13 protein-coding genes and 1 tRNA gene are annotated in these 16,736 nt (G+C 41.8%); 9 read left to right on the plus strand and 5 right to left on the minus strand.

Features of this window, described 5'->3' with window-relative positions:
- Window positions 1–21: 21 nt before the first annotated feature.
- Window positions 22–1,005 (plus strand): hypothetical protein, encoded by a 984-nt coding sequence (locus tag FVA69_RS19335; protein ID WP_164529231.1) that lies wholly within the window; start codon window positions 22–24, stop codon window positions 1,003–1,005.
- A 472-nt stretch (window positions 1,006–1,477) separates the two neighbouring features.
- On the opposite strand, the gene FVA69_RS19340 is transcribed toward FVA69_RS19335, so the two are convergent.
- The gene (locus FVA69_RS19340) at window positions 1,478–2,143 is read right to left on the minus strand and encodes an AbiV family abortive infection protein (RefSeq protein ID WP_164529232.1); all 666 of its coding nucleotides are present in this window, start codon (window positions 2,141–2,143) and stop codon (window positions 1,478–1,480) included.
- A gap of 188 nt (window positions 2,144–2,331) precedes the next feature.
- Here FVA69_RS19340 and FVA69_RS19345 point away from each other — a divergent pair, with 188 nt between their 5' ends.
- Window positions 2,332–2,985 (plus strand): hypothetical protein, encoded by a 654-nt coding sequence (locus tag FVA69_RS19345; protein WP_206608470.1) that lies wholly within the window; start codon window positions 2,332–2,334, stop codon window positions 2,983–2,985.
- A 1,133-nt stretch (window positions 2,986–4,118) separates the two neighbouring features.
- On the opposite strand, the gene FVA69_RS19350 is transcribed toward FVA69_RS19345, so the two are convergent.
- A tRNA-Leu gene (locus tag FVA69_RS19350) sits at window positions 4,119–4,203 on the minus strand.
- Window positions 4,204–4,616: 413 nt separating this feature from the next.
- Here FVA69_RS19350 and ampH point away from each other — a divergent pair.
- Both ampH and FVA69_RS19360 read left to right on the plus strand, forming a co-directional pair.
- Entirely contained in the window at window positions 4,617–5,840 is a 1,224-nt protein-coding gene (gene ampH, locus FVA69_RS19355; protein WP_004907539.1) for a D-alanyl-D-alanine-carboxypeptidase/endopeptidase AmpH, read from the plus strand.
- 202 nt (window positions 5,841–6,042) lie between these two features.
- Window positions 6,043–6,486, plus strand: a complete 444-nt coding sequence (locus tag FVA69_RS19360) for a hypothetical protein (protein ID WP_164529233.1) — start codon at window positions 6,043–6,045, stop codon at window positions 6,484–6,486.
- A gap of 57 nt (window positions 6,487–6,543) precedes the next feature.
- Here the strand turns inward: FVA69_RS19360 and lptG are convergent, their stop codons facing one another.
- Window positions 6,544–7,620, minus strand: a complete 1,077-nt coding sequence (gene lptG, locus FVA69_RS19365) for an LPS export ABC transporter permease LptG (RefSeq protein ID WP_004907535.1) — start codon at window positions 7,618–7,620, stop codon at window positions 6,544–6,546.
- Window positions 7,620–8,717, minus strand: a complete 1,098-nt coding sequence (lptF, locus tag FVA69_RS19370) for an LPS export ABC transporter permease LptF (RefSeq protein WP_004907533.1) — start codon at window positions 8,715–8,717, stop codon at window positions 7,620–7,622. Before lptF ends, lptG begins: the two co-directional genes overlap by 1 nt.
- A 339-nt stretch (window positions 8,718–9,056) precedes the next feature.
- Here lptF and pepA point away from each other — a divergent pair, with 339 nt between their 5' ends.
- The 4 genes from pepA to FVA69_RS19390 all read left to right on the plus strand — a co-directional run bounded on the left by pepA (window position 9,057) and on the right by FVA69_RS19390 (window position 15,059).
- A complete protein-coding gene (pepA, locus tag FVA69_RS19375; RefSeq protein ID WP_004907531.1) occupies window positions 9,057–10,568 on the plus strand; it encodes a leucyl aminopeptidase in 1,512 nt (503 codons plus the stop codon).
- Between the two features lie 468 nt (window positions 10,569–11,036).
- Window positions 11,037–11,486, plus strand: a complete 450-nt coding sequence (locus FVA69_RS19380) for a DNA polymerase III subunit chi (protein WP_110731595.1) — start codon at window positions 11,037–11,039, stop codon at window positions 11,484–11,486.
- Window positions 11,487–11,523: 37 nt separating this feature from the next.
- A complete protein-coding gene (locus FVA69_RS19385) occupies window positions 11,524–14,394 on the plus strand; it encodes a valine--tRNA ligase (protein WP_196718329.1) in 2,871 nt (956 codons plus the stop codon).
- Window positions 14,395–14,555: 161 nt separating this feature from the next.
- Window positions 14,556–15,059 carry a GNAT family N-acetyltransferase gene (locus FVA69_RS19390; RefSeq protein ID WP_110731594.1) on the plus strand — a complete coding sequence of 168 codons (504 nt, stop codon included), beginning with the start codon at window positions 14,556–14,558 and terminating at the stop codon, window positions 15,057–15,059.
- A gap of 68 nt (window positions 15,060–15,127) precedes the next feature.
- Here FVA69_RS19390 and rraB read toward each other — a convergent pair whose 3' ends face one another.
- The gene (gene rraB / locus FVA69_RS19395; RefSeq protein ID WP_004907524.1) at window positions 15,128–15,541 is read right to left on the minus strand and encodes a ribonuclease E inhibitor RraB; all 414 of its coding nucleotides are present in this window, start codon (window positions 15,539–15,541) and stop codon (window positions 15,128–15,130) included.
- A gap of 169 nt (window positions 15,542–15,710) precedes the next feature.
- Between rraB and argF the strand changes: the two genes are divergently transcribed.
- On the plus strand, window positions 15,711–16,736 hold the full coding sequence (gene argF, locus FVA69_RS19400) for an ornithine carbamoyltransferase (protein WP_109912106.1): 1,026 nt from the start codon (window positions 15,711–15,713) through the stop codon (window positions 16,734–16,736).

Below are 16,736 nucleotides of genomic sequence, written 5' to 3' on the forward strand. Positions count from 1 at the left end.
TTTCTAAACAGGATATTTCGAATGAAAAGAAAATTCATACACGAATTTGCTTTTGGATACTTAAATAGTTTTACAGCAATGGTTACTGCTCAGCAACTGACGTCTGATGCAAAAATTAATTTAGCTCAAGAAGAACAACTTTCAAAATGTCATATATATTTTATATGCGCTCGCCCAAGCTTTTATTTTATTGATAATACAATTAAGCATGAGAAAAACACCCTCACAGGAGAGATAGGATACAAAATAGATGGTAAAGAAAGCAAGTTCCATTTTGAATACAGCTGGATATTAGAAGACGATGCAATTGATATAATATGTAACTATCCTTTCAGAGAGGTTATTAGTATAAATAATGAAGGGAAAGAGGTAACGTATATCTCTGCATCTATCATTGCCACGTTCTATTCAAGTAAATTAGATTGCTATTCAGATCTGTCCTCCTATGAGGTTCTTTATATCGGACAAGCCGTAGGTAAAAATGGCAGCAGGAATGCAGTTGAACGTTTAAGGAACCATTCAAAATTACAAAAGATATTGGCGCAAACGCTTTATAACAAGCCAGATCAAGAGATCATGCTTTTTATGTATGCCTTTGAGCATGAACAAATATTCTCATCTTTAGATGGGAGGTCTGGATTAACTGATGATACGGATAGCGATGACAAGAGATTTAAGTCGGCATTAAAAAACCGCCCAAACCAAAATCAATCTATTAATATGATCGAAGCTGCTTTGATAAGATATTTTCAGCCAGAATATAATGAAAAGTTTAAAGAGAGTAAAATCTCACCAAAATTGAAAGCATTAGCGAAATGCTATGACTTAGATATGTCTGGAATCATTGTGGAAATTAACACAGAAAATCTTTTTTACTCATTATATTCTAAAAACATTGAAAAAAACTATCATCACATGGTGAAGATAGATTTAGTTTCTCATCAGCAAAGATTATCCTTTTTTCGACCAACTGGATTTAATGCTTTACCAGGCATTATTGAATGAAGTTGAAACTATTATTAATACGTCATGGTTAAAAAATGCACCTCCCATAATCAAGTTAAGTTAGAAAATTAAACCATGAATATAAGCTTGAAATAATCAGGCTTATATTTTATTTATCAAGTCAATGACATATAACATAGCCTCCCTGTCAATGTCAGTTTCTTGCACCAATATTTTGTTAAGGGAACGTGGTCTGCTTAGAGAAAACAGTGGACACCACCTCCATAATAGAAAGTTGAATTACTCCACATTGATTAATACAGGCAAATATAAGCAACGTCTGTTTCTGGCACGTAGCGGACAAGCTAACCGGGCTGGAGGTCCGCTGTGAGCGAGGAGCAGAAGTTCGCAGTTGATCTCGTAGCCAAACAGTCACGTTAACAACATTGCGGCGTGTTGTTCAACGGGGAGCAGATCAACCATTTCAGGTCTCTCGCAGCGCCAACAGCAATATCCCTAAAGAAATATTGATTCAGATACTTAAGAATGCTGAGACGGCAGTTTTATTTGAAAGTAGTCCTTTTGCGGACATGGCATCGAAGTAACTTTTTAATGCCTCACGCTTAAGAGCATCATCAGTTTTCCACACAGGCCCCAAGTACTTCACCCAGAGTTCAACCTCCTCGACTGTGTGTAATGTTGACGACACTAAGGGTTTAGCGGCTTCTATGATGCTTATAGCTGTATCTCTATCGATTACATTGTCTGGTATCGACCAATGTGCCTTACCAAGACAATCCGTATAAAATGATATTTGCTTTAATTGATCCAATACAAAGGGATGTTCTGATTCATCGCTGAAAATTGGTGAAAAATCGTTGAGATTCCTGGCGCCTTTTTTAACTGCATCAAGAAACACCCACATCATATTTTTTTCAGTATGTGAGCGATACCTGTGCCAAATCTGTTTGATATCTTTGCCATCTTTCAACAGCGACATCTCTCGAAGTATTGACACCTTTCCTGCTTCTTCTATAGCCAAGATTGCTAGAGAGGTAGCAGAGGGATAGCGTTCTAAATCAAATAAAGCAGATGCATCGTTCAGAAGCCTTCGCGCATTAGATGATGCAGCATTCATGCCCTCTACAATTTTCTCAACGGCAAGTCTATTTTTCCATTGCTCTAGCTTTTTTGCCATAACGTTTGCTCGAGTTAAAAATTTCATCAATCTTAGGACATTTCATTCCTGCTGAAAAGCTAGATACTCTACCCCTCAATTACATTACTGATATATGTCATCTGATATAGGTTTATTTTCAGTCTCACTGCGTACGGATGTATGATAGTGGGGTAAGCTTACCGATACACTTTTATAAAATGGATCAAATGATGAAATCGAGAGATTTAAAAACAATTCACAACCTGATTGTTACGAACTACCAGAAACATGATTTAGGTAATGGTCGTTATCTACACACATTCCAGCCAGCAACAACAGATACAACCTATCAATTCGAAGCTAACTTTGAAAACGAGCTAGTCCCTGGAGAAAGATACAACATAGGATTTACCGAAGCAGGTGGAGTTAAAATGGTAGATATATCTTGTGTATCGAAGTCCTCTGTAGTTAATCAATATATTAGCTACGAATGTGCAAAATTAGTTTCAAGAGAAAAGCATGATGAAAACAAAGGCAAGAATGATTCAAGAGTAAATTACGCTGTGCAAAATGATTACTATTGGGGGAAAAAATATGCATGGCGCGAGTTTGGATTAGTCATCCCTAAAGATGTATTTTACAAATACTTATTAGATTGTGTTAATCACCCTAATATACCGTGTACAGTTACAACGCCCGGCTATCCAATAGGTGATGACTCGATAGCATTTGCGGATAAAGGGCTCGAAAAAGCAATCGGGGATCTAATAAGTACAGCAACAAGAATTAAAGATGGTCCTTATTTCAAATCCCCTCTATATTTCAATGGTGATAAGAGGTTCACAATAAGGGGGATCAGCGCAATAACAGACAAAAAATAATTCAATGGCATGGGTTTAATGTAAAGAGATGACCTGCCCCCATTAAACTAACATACCATGTGCCAGCAATGTCCGCTGTTGGCACAGAGTTGACGGATACGGGGAAGGGCTGCTATGAGCGAAGAACGGACATTTGGATTAGCTCCGTAATGGGATGATCTTGCCCTGTATTTGGATATTTAAAAGTGAGAAATATTGTTACTGCTTTTCATTTCTCATTTTTGGAGCATGGTTTTTGGTTAGCCGGGAAATTGTTTCACTATGATCAGTTGGTTTACTGAAAATTCGAAGAAGAAAATCATCGAGCATCAAGCATGCTCCTTCAATATCTTAATCTGATACCTCTTTGAGGTTATGGCTGCCTGTATTGCCGAGCCATTTCATTGCCCTGAATCCGGATTTAACATACTTATAAGGCGCTGAAATCAGTGAGATGCGCTTATCCAGACTTAGATAGTGATTTTCCGCTTCGTGGGTACTTTAAAATAGTCGAGAACGATTTCTAATGTAGTTCGTAGTGCGTTAATCGCGGCCTGACGATGGCCTGGCAATTGTGCTGAAATTTCTTTTAGCTGGGATTTAATCTGTTCAGGGTAACTCTCACAACGCGTGGAAAGAGCCAGTGGTGGGTAAAAATACTTCGAGCTGTAAATCGCAATATAGTTATATTCACGACTATAAGAGTTCTCATACTCTCGTTCGTAATATCCGACTCCTGAAACTGAAACGGGCTAAAGGCAATTTCTTTGACTGCACCTCAAGAGGCAACTGAATACCTCCTCATCGTCTTCAGGACAGAATCCCGAGTCGACCTCAGACTGATGCCGGGCACTAGAGGTGGTTTACCGAACAGAGGTCATACATGCTCTTGAGCTATCGGTAAAATCAATTCTCACTACTAATGTTCACTTCCATCCATCACCTTTGCAATACAAAGCACAAAAGGCCATTTTTCAAACAAAACTGTATATCGCCCTAAATCGAACTTGGGATATACATATTTATATCCCGCTTTATGCGATATACCCGCAGATACCATCAGATACGAAGAGAATGAAAAATGAGCAGAAAAGAAGTAATTCACTGATTTTAGTCACAAAAAAAGCCACCCTTAGGTGACTTAATTTTGCGTATGGTGCCGAAGGCCGGACTCGAACCGGCACACCCGAAGGCGGTTGATTTTGAATCAACTGCGTCTACCAATTCCGCCACTCCGGCACGAAGTGATGTGTTTCTTGGAAAACGCTGCCATTATACTTGCCTTGTGCCTACTGGCAACACTTATTCGTGAAGATACGGTTTGTTCGATTAAAAAAAAAGCATACTCCTTAGATCTTATAAAATCACAAGGAAAGCTTCTTTTGTTTATATATCTATTAATGAGTATGTTAACTTCTCCCAAATTATTTTTCTTATCACGAGGCTCTGTGACTGGCGGCAGGTCATTATTTTTGTTAGTTTATCTGCAATCTAATGTCAATATTTAAGGTTTAATCATGGGTTTTGTTGGGTGGATAGCAACAGGTATCTTTATTGGCATCTTAATTGGTGTGGTAATGAAGATTTTCGCGAAGAAAAAATAATATGGCTGAAAGGCCATTTGCAAACAATCATATCGGCTGGCTTCCAACATGAAGAAATCATTTCTAAAAGTTCTGTCTGTATCTGCATTATCCTTAGTGTTAATGGCATGTTCAAGTAAGACAGAAAAAGCACCAAAGTTTTTGCAAAGTAATGATATTGAATCCTCTGACTGGCAAGTTTTTGAGGGAGATAGAAGGACTTACGAGCGCGTCGCTAAGATTGTCGATTTATACGCTAATCGCATTTTTAATGAAAGCAATGCACGGGGCATGGCTATCATTGTTATCGATAATAATCAGGCGTTATCGCGTTATTATGGTGAAACCGCACCGGGTAATGGTAAAAAACCTGGTCCAAACTCATTAATTCGCATTGCATCAATTACAAAATTAATGACAAGCGAAATATTAATTAAGCTTGAACAAGATAAGAAACTACTAATTACGGACCCATTACAACAATACGCTTACCATGGCGTTACTGTTCCTGATAATGCCAGCGGGCAACCTATTCGCTTATATCACTTAGCAAGCCATACCAGTGGCTTACCTCGCGAACAACCCGGTGGGAAATGGGGACGTCCTGTTTTTATTTGGCCAACTCAAGATAACCGCTGGACCTGGCTAAAAACAGGTAAGTTAGATGCAACACCGGGAACAGAAGCTTCTTATTCCAACTTAGCGTATGACTTATTGGCAGATGCGATGGTTAAAGCTTCAGGAGTCTCTTACCCTCAGCTATTTAACCACTATGTTACTTCTCCCGCCAAAATGACGAATACCACTTACACCCCCAATAATGCACAATGCGCGCGGTTAATGGAAGGAACGAAACCCAGCCCTTGCCATAACACTCTTGCAGCAGCAGGAAGTGGTGGTGTGTATTCCACCCCTGCAGATATGCAAAAATGGATGCAGCAATTTTTATCGACAGACAGTAACCTAAGAAAAGTCACCGCAGCCCGTGAACAAGGCATCTATTTTCCCCGTGAAAAACTTTTAGAAATTAAAGGGATGGATGTTGCAGGCCATGCTGATGGATTAGGCCTTGGGTGGGTGTATATGAAACCGAAAAATGGCATTCCTGGTATTTACCAAAAAACAGGTGGCGGTGGCGGGTTTAACACCTATATGGCGATGATCCCACAGCAAAATATTGGGGTATTTGTGGTAATGACCCGCAAAGATAACAGTAAATTCAGTAAATTAACGATTGGTGTTAATGAACTAGTCGCCTCATTATCTACTAACCATGCGTATGGGAAACATTGAAGGAGTACCGCCGAAGTGTTACAAACAATGGCGAGTTACACCCCGACCCTAAAACGTGGATTTACCCGCGTTATCTCATTAATTGCGACAACAGCCTGATAAATTCAGGCTGTTTTTGATAATTTTACTATCCATTTTTAAAATCAATTCATTCAGATTACCGATAATCTTTTAGCCTTCCATTAACACATGCGGAGCTAAAATGAGAACAAAAAACCACGCGATAACATCAAGTTGTCAGGCTACACAATACCCCAAAATTAGCCAATTTGAATTGATAGAAGTTTTAAATAGTATTAAAGGCCATTGTACTAAAAAACCAGAGTATGTAGAAAATAGGTCTATTGCTATTCAATATCCCTACAAGTATTTCGAAGGCTCAGAATTACAAGCTATCAAAGCTTGCCGACAAGAAGAAAGACGAATATATCGGGAAAAGTGCCAGATGGCTTTTAAATTTAAACGACAAAATAGTATGAAAGGTGGAATTTTTTCACTTGCTCAGCAATTAGCAAACCGGAGTCGCCAAAATATTTTAGCTATTGATGACCAAAGTAATATCCCAGGTGCCAGAAAAAAGTTATTTCAACCGCAAACAAGGATAGTAGCCTTTATCAGTGCATTAGGTTATGCGTTATTTGGATAATAAAAAACGGTAGTTTTTTCAATATACTACCGTTTTTTATCTCTCATTCCTCTATCACTATTTTCGTTTGACTAATAATACGATACTAACAATCAAAAACAGTAAACTTGGCAAAATTGCTGCAACAATGGGTGGTACCGAATAAACTAGGCTCCAGTTACCAAACCCTTGGTTGAGTACGTAAAACAAGAACCCACCCACAATACCTGAAATAACACGAACACCCATCGGAACGGTACGCAGCGGCCCAAAAATAAATGAAACTGCCATTAACATCATGACGGCTGCGGATAATGGCGCCAGTATTTTTTTCCACATACTGAGCTCATAAACCGCGGCAACTTGGCCACTTTCTTTTAAGTACGAGACATATTGATATAGGCCACGGATGGAAAGCGAGTCAGCATTCAGTGAAACTATTCCTAGTTTTTCTGGGGTGAGATTGGTTTTCCAATCAACCGTTAATCGCTGTGAACCTGTAATTTTTTTCTCACTACTTAGAATTGACTCGTCCACTTGAGATAATACCCAAAGCTGATTTGTCGAGTCATACTCGCCATTCGCAGCAAACATCACTGACTTCAATTTACGTTGGTCATCAAAACGATACACCGACACATCTTGAATCGATGTCGCATTATTAATCCGCTGAATATGGATAAAATCGTTGGCATCTTTTGCCCACATACCTTCATCTGTCACAACTAATGAATTACCCACGATTTTTTCTGCGCGATAATTTCTTGCCCACTGCTCTCCCGCTGGTGCGATCCACTCACCGATAAACATGGCGACAATGACCAATGGAACCGCCGTTTTCATCACCGATAATGCGATTTGCAAGCGAGTAAAACCAGAAGCTTGCATAACGACTAGCTCACTACGTGAGGCCAGTGCCCCTAACCCCATGAGCGCACCTAACAACGCCGCCATTGGAAAGAAAATATCAATATCTTTTGGAACAGTTAATAAGGTGAATACACCTGCACTCAATGCCGTATAGTCGCCATCGCCCACTTTGCGAAGCTGCTCGACAAATTTAATGATCCCAGCTAGGGAAACGAGCAAAAATAACGTCACTAAAATCGAATTTAAGATGGTTCGACCGATATACCTATCTAAAACACCAAACATCAGGCAACCCCTTTACTCAATTTAAGACGCATACGGCGCATTGGGACGGTATTCCACGCATTTAGGACTATCGCTAATACCAAATACCCCACATTCACCGCCCACATGGTATACCTTGGGTCAAGGTCGCCCTTATCAGCACTGTTACGCAATGTACTTTGTAATAAAAAGAAAATGAGGTACAGCAACATTGCTGGAAGCATACTGAGTACCCTCCCCTGACGTGGATTAACCTCGCTTAACGGCACAACCATCAAAGCCATGACGACAACGGAGAAAACAATGGTTAAACGCCAATGAAACTCAGCGTTCACCTCAGGTGTATTTTCAGACCACAGTTGCAGCATATTTTTTTGCTCGACTCGGTCACTACGCGTTTCTGCAGTTTGGTGATCAACAATGGCTTGGTAATTAACAAAGTCAGTTATGCGAAAATCGCGTAGTAACGCGGTTCCTTCATAACGAGTACCTTCATTTAAAACAACGACTTGTCGACCATCAGGGTCTTCTTTCATATAGCCGCTGTCCGCAACCACAACAGAAGGTCGTTGTTCATTAGCGGCGCGTAGCTGTGCAAGAAACACATTCTTGAAGTTGTTACCTTTTACATCACCGATGTACAGCACATAGTTGCCATCTTTAGTGGTTTTAAACTGCCCTTCCACCATTGCAGCTAACCCGGGATTGGCTTTCGCATCAGCCAATACCTGCTCTTGATATTGAGATGACCACGGCAACATCCACGTAATATTAGCAATCGCGACCATAGCGGTAATGACTGCAAGGACTAACGCAGCTTTCACTAAAACACTTTTACCTAAACCGCAGGCATGCATTACCGTGATTTCACTTTCAGTATAAAGTTTACTGTAGGTCATCAAAAGCCCAAGAAATAGGCTCAAAGGTAAGATAAGCTGAGCCATTTCAGGCACACCTAACCCCAGCAAAGGAAGTACTAAGTTTGAAGGAATATTGCCCTGAACCGCAGCGCCAAGAATATCTATCGACTTCTGACTAAAAAAGATTAGCATCAATACAAAAAGTATGGCTAACTGACTTTTCAGGGTTTCCCGTACCAAATATCTAATAATGATCACGCTTATTACGCCTGTGAAAACTTGTCTTTTGGGAAGAAAATGGCTAAGTTCGTTCGATGTCTGCCATTTACTAACATATACTCTAGTTTATTGTATGGCTAGAATGATATAAAAGCATTATCTATACTGATTGAAATATCAGAACATGCTTAATATTCGAGAAACCAGATATACCCGCCATACTTCATGGTGTATCGCGATTAACAGCATACAATGTGAGCTATTTCGCGTATAGATGGTTAGTTTAACATAAAGAGTTCATTCTCTATGAGGTAGATCATGCGAAACGCTAATTTTAGCGGGAGCATCGGCCTTTGTCTTTAAGATTCAGGAGAACGCATGGAGTTTAGTGTAAAAAGTGGTAGCCCGGAAAAACAGCGCAGCGCATGCATTGTTGTCGGAGTCTTTGAACCACGCCGTCTGTCCCCAATTGCTGAACAGCTGGACAAAATAAGTGACGGATATATCAGCGCCCTGCTGCGCCGCGGCGAACTTGAGGGTAAAGTAGGGCAATCCCTGCTACTCCATCATGTACCCAACGTTCTGTCTGAACGCATTCTGCTTATCGGTTGTGGTAAAGAACGCGAATTAGATGAGCGCCAATTTAAACAAATTATTCAGAAAACAATCAGCACACTGAATGAAACTGGCTCAATGGAAGCCGTCTGTTTCTTAACTGAATTACACGTCAAAGGTCGCAATAATTACTGGAAAGTGCGCCAAGCCGTCGAAACAGCCAAAGAGTCGCTGTATGTATTTGATCAACTGAAAAGTAATAAGACAGAGCATCGCCGTCCGCTACGCAAACTGGTTTTCAACGTGCCAACTCGCCGTGAATTAACTAGTGGTGAACGTGCTATTTCCCACGGCTTAGCGATTGCTTCAGGTGTTAAAGCGGCGAAAGATTTAAGCAATATGCCGCCAAACATCTGTAATGCAGGTTATTTAGCATCTCAAGCTCGTCAATTAGCTGATATTTCAGACAGTAAACTCACCACTCGAGTGATTGGTGAGGAGCAAATGAAAGAACTTGGAATGAATGCCTATCTAGCGGTCGGTCAAGGTTCACAAAATGAATCGCTAATGTCCATCATGGAATATAAAGGCAGTCCAGACCCAGAAAGCAAACCTATCGTTTTACTTGGTAAAGGCCTAACCTTTGACTCCGGCGGTATTTCAATTAAACCATCCGAAGGCATGGATGAAATGAAATACGATATGTGCGGTGCTGCAAGTGTATATGGCGTCATGCGCTTTATCACTGAATTGCAATTGCCAATTAATGTGATTGGGGTTCTTGCTGGCTGTGAAAACATGCCTGGTGGCCGTGCTTATCGCCCAGGTGATATCCTTACTACCATGTCTGGGCAAACCGTTGAAGTCCTCAATACCGATGCCGAAGGCCGTTTAGTTCTGTGTGATGCACTCACCTATGTTGAGCGTTTTGAGCCAGAGCTGGTTATCGATATAGCCACCTTAACAGGGGCTTGTGTGATTGCATTAGGTAGCCATTACACTGGGTTGATGTCAAACCATAATCCACTGGCTCACGAGCTATTAAATGCTTCTGAGCAAGCAGGCGACCGTGCATGGCGTTTACCATTAGCAGATGAATATTTTGACCAAATCACACCAAATTTTGCTGATTTAGCCAATACCGGTGGACGTCCAGCGGGTGCTATCACCGCAGGTTGTTTCTTGTCTCGCTTTGCGACGAAATATAACTGGGCACACCTTGATATCGCAGGAACTGCTTGGCGTTCAGGTGCAGCGAAAGGGGCCACTGGCCGCCCTGTTTCCATGCTAGCGCAGTTCTTGTTGAACCGTGCAGGCCTTAATGGTGATGAATAACCCGATTTAGCATTTTAGCTGTACATCACTCGTAAAAATATCCCGATGAGCACTTATGCGATTCGGGATATTATTTTTGGCTTTTCGATACACATAGAAGCCATTTTGAGGCAGCAATAAAAAAGGTTATAATTCAACATAGAAATAATTTTGAGCTATGCCACCAAAAAACTTAACCAACACCCCTACAAATTGAAGTATGGCAATTTACGCTATACCCTAAATAATTCAGTTTGTAGGTAGGCGGCAAGCAATTGAGGCCTTGGGAGCATACAAGAGTATGTGACTAAGGCGAAAGCGCGTAGCCAACACCCCTACAAATTGAAGGATGGCAATTTACGCCATACCCTAAATAATTCAGTTTGTAGGTAGGCGGCAAGCAATTGAGGCCTTGGGAGCATACAAAAGTATGTGACTAAGGCGAAAGCGCGTAGCCAACACCCCTACAAATTGAAGTATGACGGGTATATGAAAAAAGGTACATTTTACCAACTAGAACAGACATCACCACATTCTGAACTTGAAGCCCATGAATGGCTAGCTTGTGAGCTTGCCGCTCAGATGTGGCGCAGTGGAAAGCGTGTTTTGGTTGCTTGCGAAACACAGCTACAAGCAGAAAAGATTGATGAGGCCCTTTGGCAGCGTGATCCACACCAGTTTGTCCCGCATAATTTGGCAGGGGAAGGCCCGCGTTATGGTGCACCGATTGAAATTTGCTGGCCGGCCAAAAGAGGCACAACACCTCGCGATATACTGATTAATTTACAAAATCAGTTCGCAGATTTTGCCACGGCTTTCCATGAAGTGATAGACTTCGTACCTATTGATGAAACTTTAAAACAGTTGGCGCGTGAACGGTATAAAACGTACCGTAGCGTCGGCTTCAATTTGACTATGGCGACGCCGCCAACTTACTGAATACAAAAAGATAATGGAAAAGAAACCAGATAGCCCAATGAATGAGCCCTCGCTCGATAAAACATATAACCCCGCAGAGATTGAGCAGTCACTGTATGCTCACTGGGAGAAAAGCGGTTATTTTAAACCTAATGGGGATACCACCCAAGACAGCTTCTGTGTCGTCATTCCGCCACCGAACGTCACTGGTAGCCTGCACATGGGGCATGCCTTCCAGCAAACTATCATGGATACCATGATCCGCTACCAGCGTATGCAAGGTAAAAATACCTTATGGCAAACGGGAACAGACCATGCGGGTATTGCAACTCAGATGGTCGTTGAGCGAAAAATTGCAGCCGAAGAAGGTAAAAACCGTCACGACTACGGCCGCGATGCGTTCATTGACAAAATCTGGGAATGGAAAGCGGAATCTGGCGGTACAATTTCACAACAAATGCGCCGTTTAGGCGACTCTGTTGATTGGGATCGCGAGCGTTTTACCATGGATGAAGGCTTATCTAAAGCTGTTAAAGAAGCATTCGTTCGTCTCTATAAAGAAAACTTAATTTATCGTGGCAAACGCTTAGTCAACTGGGACCCGAAACTGCACACGGCAATTTCTGACTTAGAAGTTGAAAACCGTGAAGTTAAAGGTTCTATGTGGCACCTGCGCTACCCACTGGCTGACGGTGCAAAAACCGCTGAAGGCAAAGACTACTTAGTGGTCGCGACCACTCGTCCTGAAACCATGCTAGGGGACACTGGTGTTGCAGTTAACCCTGAAGATCCACGCTATAAAGATTTAATTGGCAAAGAAATTATTCTGCCAATCGTTAACCGCCGTATCCCAATTGTGGGTGATGAACACGCCGACATGGAAAAAGGCACTGGTTGCGTGAAAATCACGCCAGCTCATGACTTTAATGACTATGAAGTCGGTAAACGCCATCAGTTAACGATGATTAACATGATGGACTTAGACGGTAACGTTCGTAACGAAGCAGAGGTTTTCGATACCAACGGTAACCCATCTACGGCTTATAGTTGCGAAATGCCAGAAGCGTATCGTGGGATGGAACGTTTCGCGGCTCGTAAAGCTATCGTGGCAGAGTTCGAACAACTTGGCCTGCTGGTTGAAGTAAAACCGCATGACTTAACAGTGCCTTACGGTGACCGTGGTGGCGTGGTTATTGAACCTATGCTAACCGACCAATGGTACGTACGTACCGAGCCTTTAGCTCGTGATGCCATTAAAGCCGTTGAAGATGGCCGTATTCAGTTCGTTCCTCGTCAGTACGAAAACATGTATTTCTCTTGGATGCGTGATATTCAAGACTGGTGTATTTCTCGCCAACTTTGGTGGGGTCACCGCATTCCTGCATGGTATGACGAAAAAGGCAATGTCTATGTGGGTCGTGATGAAGACGAAGTCCGTCGTGAAAACAACTTAGGTGCAGATATCGCTCTGCGTCAAGATGATGACGTACTGGATACGTGGTTCTCTTCCGGTCTGTGGACATTCTCGACTCTCGGCTGGCCAGAAAATACCGATGCACTGAAAACCTTCCATCCAACAGATGTATTGGTCAGTGGCTTCGATATTATTTTCTTCTGGATCGCCCGTATGATCATGATGACCATGCATTTCATCAAAGATGAAAACGGTGAACCACAAGTACCATTTAAAACCGTTTACATGACAGGCTTGATCCGTGATGAAGAAGGCCAAAAAATGTCGAAATCCAAAGGGAACGTTATTGACCCACTGGATATGATTGACGGTATTTCTTTAGAAGACTTACTTGAAAAACGCACTGGCAACATGATGCAGCCGCAATTGGCTGAAAAAATTGCTAAACGTACTCGTAAAGAATATCCAGAAGGCATTGAAGCCCACGGTACTGACGCCCTACGCTTTACTTTAGCCGCATTAGCTTCAACAGGTCGTGATATCAACTGGGATATGAAACGCCTATCCGGTTACCGTAACTTCTGTAATAAATTATGGAATGCGAGCCGCTTCGTTCTGATGAATACCGAAGGCCAAGATTGCGGCCAAAACGGCGGTGAAATGAGCTTCTCATTGGCTGACCGCTGGATCATGGCGCAATTTAATCAGACTGTAAAAGCTTACCGTGAAGCGTTAGATACTCACCGTTACGATATCGCAGCGGGTATTTTGTATGATTTCACATGGAATGAATTCTGTGACTGGTACTTAGAGCTGTCTAAACCTGCAGTTCATAAAGGTAATGAAGCGCAAGTTCGTGCAGCGCGTTTCACCCTGATCGAAGTGCTGGAAGGCTTATTGCGCCTTGCTCACCCAATCATTCCATTTATCACTGAGACTATCTGGCAACGAGTGAAAGTCGTTAAAGGTATTGACGCTGATACCATTATGTTGCAAGCGTTCCCTGAGTTCGATGCCGCTAAAGTCGATGAACTTGCGCTGAGTGACCTTGAGTGGATCAAAGAAGCGATTATTGCCGTTCGTAACATTCGTGCAGAAATGAATATTTCACCAGGTAAACCGCTCGATGTGATGCTGCGTGGTGCTTCTGCTGATGCAAAACGCCGTATCGAAGAAAACCAAAGCTTTATCAAATCAATGGCGCGTTTAGAAAGCATCCGCGTGCTATCTGAAGGCGAAGAAGCACCGGTTTCTGTCACCAAACTAGTTGGCGGTGCTGAGTTACTGATCCCAATGGCGGGTCTGGTTGATAAAGACGCGGAACTGGCTCGTTTAGATAAAGAGCTGGAAAAAGTGGTGAAAGAAATCGAAACCATTGAAAACAAACTGGCAAACGAAGGTTTTGTGAGCCGTGCGCCTGCTGCCGTTGTTGAAAAAGAGCGTGAACGCTTAACTGCCAATATTGAAGCAAAAGCTAAAATTGAAGCACAAAAAGTGACGATTGCCTCTTTGTAATCATTAAGCTTTAAGTATCTGTCCCTGACTCGTCGTTGATGAGTCAGGGCTTTTTTGTATTAGGGCATTGAAAATATTAAAAATGTGCCAATATCATACATATTGCGACTACCAATGCCGCAATGAAAAATATAATTAATACAAATAAAAGAGATGTTCCCATGACAACAGACACAAACCAAACCGTTAAAGTTCGTTTAATTCAACCTCAAGACAACCCTGGGATCGCCGCCGTTATTCGCGAAGTTTCCGCTGAACATGGCTTAACTGCGGACAAAGGCTTTGCCGTTGCTGACCCTATTTTAGATACCTTATTTGAGGTGTATAGCAAACCGCGCAGTGCTTACTGGGTAGTTGAAATGGATGGCAAAATTGTTGGCGGTGGCGGTGTTTCACAAGTTGCTGGTGGTGATAGCGAAACAGCAGAATTACAGAAAATGTATTTATCTTCAGTACTACGCGGCAAAGGCTTAGCGAAGCAAATCGTACTGATGTCTCTGGAGTTTGCTAAACAGCAAGGTTACACCCGTTGCTACCTAGAAACAACCAAAGAGCTCCAAGCGGCTATTAAGTTATATGAAAAATTAGGGTTTGAATTTATTGATGAACCGTTAGGAAATACGGGTCATAGTGACTGTGAAATTCGCATGTTAAAGGCATTATAATTCTACGCTAAACGAAAAAGGATAGTTTTTAGCTATCCTTTTATGCAGTTGCATGATGCGACTAATAATTAATGAACGCGATCTTCAGGGTCGATATCGTCACCGTCTTCGTCGTCATATTCTGCGTCTGGGTCTTCAAAATACGTGCCCCAACCATCATAGTTGATGCCCATTTTCTCAGCCAGCTTCATTAATTGTTCAACTTGTGCGTCAATCAGCTCTGCATTTAAAGCACTTTCACTGATCACATCGCAGCACATCAGGGTTTCACCCGTTTCAATTTCGAGTTCTTCCGCATCCGTGACTTCATAGCCTAGTTTAAAAGCTTCAACAGCCGCTTTTTCTAACAGTGCAAAGTTGTCAGCAGAGAAATGATGCTCAATCGCATACAATGCATCAGGATCGCTGCCATCTTCCAATAATTCTTCGATAATTAAGCGAGTTTCTTCGTACTGCGCATCCAATTCAGCTTTATCTACCATATCCACACCCCTTTTATTTCTTTGTCGCTCGTCTTTCTTTGCGCCATTCTCCCATACGGTTGACAGTGAAACCATATATTTAAAGATAATTTCTTTTGCGTTGGGGGTTGATTTTGAATTTTTATGAATATAAATTGAATATTAATTCAAAACAAAAAGGCTGCCAATTATGAACCCCCTATATAATAAACCTTTTCTAAGGTTACTAGATTTTACTTCTAGCGAAATTCATTCACTTTTAAAACTCTCTTCTTGGCTAAAATCAGAAAAAAAAGCCGGTACAGAACAGCCCCTCCTTTCAGGTAAAAACTTTGCGCTTATTTTTGAAAAAGATTCAACGCGGACACGCTGTGCATTTGAAGTTGGTGCATTTGACCAAGGCGCTAGAGTCACTTATTTAGGGCCTTCTGGTAGCCAAATCGGCCACAAAGAAACCATGAAAGATACTGCTCGAGTATTGGGCAGGATGTATGACGGTATTCAATACCGCGGATTCGCTCAAAACACAGTAGAACTCTTAGCCGCGCACTCGGGAGTGCCTGTATGGAATGGACTAACTAACGAATTCCATCCCACACAGTTATTAGCCGACCTGCTAACCATTCAAGAGCACCGACCAAATACACCATTATCTGAAATTAAATTTGCCTATTTAGGTGATGCACGCAATAACATGGGGAATTCGATGCTAGAAGCTGCTGCGCTTACAGGTTTAGATTTACGCCTTGTTGCGCCGAAAAGCTGCTGGCCAGAAGAAGAATTAGTGAATACTTGCCAAGCACTGGCTCAAAAAACGGGTGCGAAAATCACACTCACGGAAGATGTCGCCGAAGGTGTTAAAGATGCCGATTTTATCTATACCGACGTGTGGGTATCGATGGGAGAAGCCAAAGAAGTATGGGCACAGCGCATTAATTTATTAAAACCATACCAAGTGAATATGGATGTGATTAAGCTCACTGGCAACCCGAATGTTAAGTTCTTACACTGCTTACCTGCATTCCATAATGAAGACACCACATTGGGAGCGCAACTTGCTAAAGAATTCAATATGTTTGGTGGGTTAGAAGTCACGGAAGAAGTCTTTGAATCTCCTTACAGTATTGTCTTTGATCAAGCAGAAAACCGTTTACATACCATCAAAGCGGTAATGGTGGCGACATTAGCGCCAGAACTTCCTATTAATGTTTTTTAA

This window comes from Providencia sp. PROV004, from assembly GCF_011045615.1.
Taxonomy (GTDB): domain Bacteria; phylum Pseudomonadota; class Gammaproteobacteria; order Enterobacterales; family Enterobacteriaceae; genus Providencia; species Providencia rettgeri.

Excerpts from the sequence above, each read along its gene's own strand:
- FVA69_RS19335 (WP_164529231.1), top strand. The coding sequence starts at position 22 with ATGAAAAGAAAATTCATACACGAATTTGCTTTTGGATACTTAAATAGT.
- FVA69_RS19340 (WP_164529232.1), bottom strand. The coding sequence starts at position 2,143 with ATGGCAAAAAAGCTAGAGCAATGGAAAAATAGACTTGCCGTTGAGAAA.
- FVA69_RS19345 (WP_206608470.1), top strand. The coding sequence starts at position 2,332 with ATGATGAAATCGAGAGATTTAAAAACAATTCACAACCTGATTGTTACG.
- ampH (WP_004907539.1), top strand. The coding sequence starts at position 4,617 with ATGAAGAAATCATTTCTAAAAGTTCTGTCTGTATCTGCATTATCCTTA.
- FVA69_RS19360 (WP_164529233.1), top strand. The coding sequence starts at position 6,043 with ATGAGAACAAAAAACCACGCGATAACATCAAGTTGTCAGGCTACACAA.
- lptG (WP_004907535.1), bottom strand. The coding sequence starts at position 7,620 with ATGTTTGGTGTTTTAGATAGGTATATCGGTCGAACCATCTTAAATTCG.
- pepA (WP_004907531.1), top strand. The coding sequence starts at position 9,057 with ATGGAGTTTAGTGTAAAAAGTGGTAGCCCGGAAAAACAGCGCAGCGCA.
- FVA69_RS19380 (WP_110731595.1), top strand. The coding sequence starts at position 11,037 with ATGAAAAAAGGTACATTTTACCAACTAGAACAGACATCACCACATTCT.
- FVA69_RS19385 (WP_196718329.1), top strand. The coding sequence starts at position 11,524 with ATGAATGAGCCCTCGCTCGATAAAACATATAACCCCGCAGAGATTGAG.
- FVA69_RS19390 (WP_110731594.1), top strand. The coding sequence starts at position 14,556 with ATGACAACAGACACAAACCAAACCGTTAAAGTTCGTTTAATTCAACCT.
- rraB (WP_004907524.1), bottom strand. The coding sequence starts at position 15,541 with ATGGTAGATAAAGCTGAATTGGATGCGCAGTACGAAGAAACTCGCTTA.
- argF (WP_109912106.1), top strand. The coding sequence starts at position 15,711 with ATGAACCCCCTATATAATAAACCTTTTCTAAGGTTACTAGATTTTACT.